We start from the raw sequence: 3392 nt of genomic DNA on the forward strand, positions 1-3392 counted from the left end.
GCACGACGTGCCTTGGTCATCGCCAACTGCCCCAATGTCAGCAATCCGCCCAGCAGCGCCAGCCCGCCCAGCACGCTCCAACTCGGCCATTCCCAGACGAACAGCGCCGGGACCAGGGCCATCGGCGAGACCATCAGGCCCAGGAAGGTGACGATCACCGGCGGGCTGTCCTTCCGGCTCAGCAGCCTCATCTGCAGGATGGTGCCGGCGGCGGCGATGCAATGGACGAACAGCGCCAGAAAGGCCACATCGACCGGCGCCGACCCCGGTCTCAGCACGATGGTAACGCCGGCCAACCCGACGAAGATCGCCGCCCACCGCCGCGGTTGCACCCGCTCGCGCAGGAACAATGCCGCTCCGGCCGCGACGAAGAGCGGGATGGCGAAGCTGACCGCCGTCGCAGTCGGCAAGGGGATATGGGCAATCGCGTAGAACCAGGCGGACATGGCGCACAGCGTGGTCAGTCCGCGCGTGACGTAAGGTCCGAGCCGCCGTTCCACCAGCACGGCCCTGCAGGCGGGGGCGCCGGCCGTCAGCGCCCAAGGCAGCATCCACAACAGGCTGAAGAGATTGCGGAAGAAGACGACCTCCAGCGGGTCCATCACCGTCGAGGCCCAGCGCACGGCGGTGTTGCCGATGCCGAACAACAAGGCCGAGAGCAGCATGAAGCCCGCACCGAGCAGAAGCCGGTTGGACGGCGTCTGCAGCCGGGGGCCGGTGGCCACGGAGGAGGCGGAGAGGGTCACGATCGAACGTCCCTGACAAGCCGTTGCGGGATGGTCCCTCCAGACCGGCTGCCTGCGTCGTCGGGCAGACATCGGTCCGTCTGAACCATCTGCGGCCAAACCGCCTGAGACCGATGCCGCAGCGACAATCCTCCGAAGGAAATCTCTCCGGCGCAAGAAAAATACGAGAAAATCTAACAATAATACTCCCGTATGGCGTGCGTCTGTTCAATCAAGCTATTCCGCGGTGCTGCCTTCGGTCGGCCGGTACGGCAGGCGGATGGTGAAGCGCACGCCGGGGCTGGTGTTTTCCACCGCAAGGACGGCATTCAACTGTCTGGACAGAGTGTGGATCAGCCGCATGCCCAGGCTGCGGCTGCGGCGCCAGTCGAAATCGGGCGGCAGTCCGACGCCACGGTCGCCCACGATCAGCCGCAGCGTGTCCCCGTCCCGCCGCAGCGCCACGAAGATGACGTTGGCTGCGCCCGGCCCCGTTCCAGCTGCCGCTTCGGCGATCGCCCCTTGCCCCTCCCGCGAACCGGTCAGCGTTGTGGCCACGGCGCCGGCAAGCGGCCGATAGGCATGCTTGATGGCGTTCATCACCAGTTCATTGGCAAGCAGGCCCAGCTGCACCGCATGGTCGGTCGGCACCTCCACCGGCTCCACCACCAGTTCCAGCCGCCAGTTGCCGCCTTCGGAGCGGGCGGAGCGCTCCAGCTCCCGGCACAGTTCGGTCAGGTAGTCGTGGAAGGGGATGAAATGGACGTCGTCGACGCGGTAGAGCAGGCGATGGATGTCGGCAATCGCCTGGACACGCCGTCCGGCTTCCTGCAGATGCTCGCTCAACTGCGGGTCGCCGATCGCCTGTCCTTGCAGGCTCATCAGGCTGGACACCACCTGCAGGCTGTTCTTGATGCGATGGTTGGCCTCGCGCATCAGCAGATCCTTCTGCGCCAGAACCGCGTCGCGTTCGCCGATGGTCCTTTCCAGCGAGGCCGTGCGTTCGCGCACCCGGCGCTCCAGTTCGCGCCGCACCTGGCGGGCGGCGCCCGCCTGCCGGAACCCGAAGACCGACAGGGCGGCCAGCGCCATCGCCGCCGCCGCCGCCAGCCCGGCATAGGGGGCGATCACCCGCTGCCAGGATGCCAGCACCGGCGCCAGATCCAGCCGCACGACGACATGGACCGGCCAGCTGTCGACCCGGCGGTGGGCGACGATGGTGGTTTCGTCGCGGGCGACGCCGCCGTCCGGCTGGGCCTGGATCGCTCGGCGGGCGGTGTCGGACAGCGGGGTAGGTTCGGCGGATCCGTCCGGCTCGCGCACCAGCACATCGAGGCTGCCGGCCCGCACCAGGATCGTCACCGGCTCGTGCGGGAGGTCCAGTTCCTTGTAGAAGCCCGACAGATAGGAGGGATCGATGGTTACGGAGGCAATGCCGCGGAAGCCGCCATCCGGTTCGGACAGCCGGCGGCTGAGCAGGAAGGTGGCCTTGTTGGTCACCCGGCCGATGATGCGGGGACCGATGTGCGGCTGATCGGGGGGGTGGCCCTGCTGCGCGTTGCGCAGATGGAACTGGAAGATCTCGCGGTCCGACGCATCGGAATAGGGGGCGGGAAAGGCCGTCGTCGTCAGCCGCAGCAGACCCGTCGCGTCGTTCAGCCAGACGGCATCCAGGAAGGGCAGCCGGGCGCGCTGGGCGTTCAGCCGGTCCCATAGGGCGTGTGAGCCGGCGACCTCGTCCCATGCCCGGCCGGCGGTTTCCTGGGCGGCATATTCCACCAGCAGATCGGCGGCGTCGAACAGGCGTGCCGCGTGCTCCGCCAGGACACGGACGGCGGCCCGTGCCCGCTCCTGCGCCCCGTCGACCGCCCGCTCGCGCGATTGCACCCCGACCACCACGGTGACCACGGCCAGGAACAGGAATCCGCAGGCGGCGAGCCAGCCGATGGCAGCCTCAAGCCGGGGTTTGCGGAAAGACGGCACCCCGTCCGGAGCGGTGCGTCCGGAACCGTCGAAGTCGTCGGGAAGCGGGGGGAGAGTGGGGCCAAGCAATCGGCCGTTCCTTTCCCTTCTGTACGATCTGCTATACCGATCATCGGTAAAGCGAAAACAATCTTAGGATTGTAGCGCAGGACGTGTTGCTCGTAACCACATCTTTCGGCAACGCGGAAGCGGACCTGCGGGCGGCTTACCGGATCGAGTCGTTGTGCAGCACCATCTCCGTGGCCAGCCGGGCGGCGCACAGATCCGCCAGTGCGGTGCCGACCGACTTGAACAGGGTGATCTGGTCGTAGAAACGCCGGCCGGCCCGTTCGCCGCGGCCGAGTTCGAACAGGTCGCCGGCGATGTCGTCGGGGTTCAGAACGCCGGCGGCCGCCGGCTGGGCGATGTCGCCGGCTTCCGTCGGTGTGCGGTCGCGGCTGTCGACGAAGACGCGGGCGCGGCGGAGGCAGTCGTCATCGACCTCGCGCATCTCCGGCGCCACGCCGCCCAGCAGGTCCAGATGCTGGCCGGGCTGCAGCCAGTCGCCGTGGATCAACGGGGTGCGTGCCGCGGTGGCGCAGACGATGATGTCGGCGCCGCGGACCGCCCCCTCCAGGTCGGCGGTGGCCTCGATGCGGAATTTCGGCCGGTGGAAGCGGGCGGCCAGCTTGCGCGCCTTCTGGG

Annotated in this window: 2 protein-coding genes and 1 pseudogene; all 3 read right to left on the bottom strand. The window is 68.3% G+C overall.

Features of this window, described 5'->3' with window-relative positions; translation table 11 throughout:
- Positions 1-746, bottom strand: a 746-nt coding sequence (locus I71_RS33550) for a DMT family transporter (protein WP_244434211.1), incomplete at its 3' end; no start/stop codon positions are given.
- A gap of 216 nt (positions 747-962) precedes the next feature.
- Positions 963-2777, bottom strand: coding sequence for a sensor histidine kinase (locus tag I71_RS35395; RefSeq protein ID WP_049976465.1), 1815 nt, complete (start codon positions 2775-2777; stop codon positions 963-965).
- Between the two features lie 136 nt (positions 2778-2913).
- Positions 2914-3392, bottom strand: a pseudogene (locus I71_RS33560) (ornithine cyclodeaminase family protein); the annotation flags it as partial.

This window comes from Azospirillum sp. B506, from assembly GCF_000333595.1.
Lineage (GTDB): Bacteria > Pseudomonadota > Alphaproteobacteria > Azospirillales > Azospirillaceae > Azospirillum.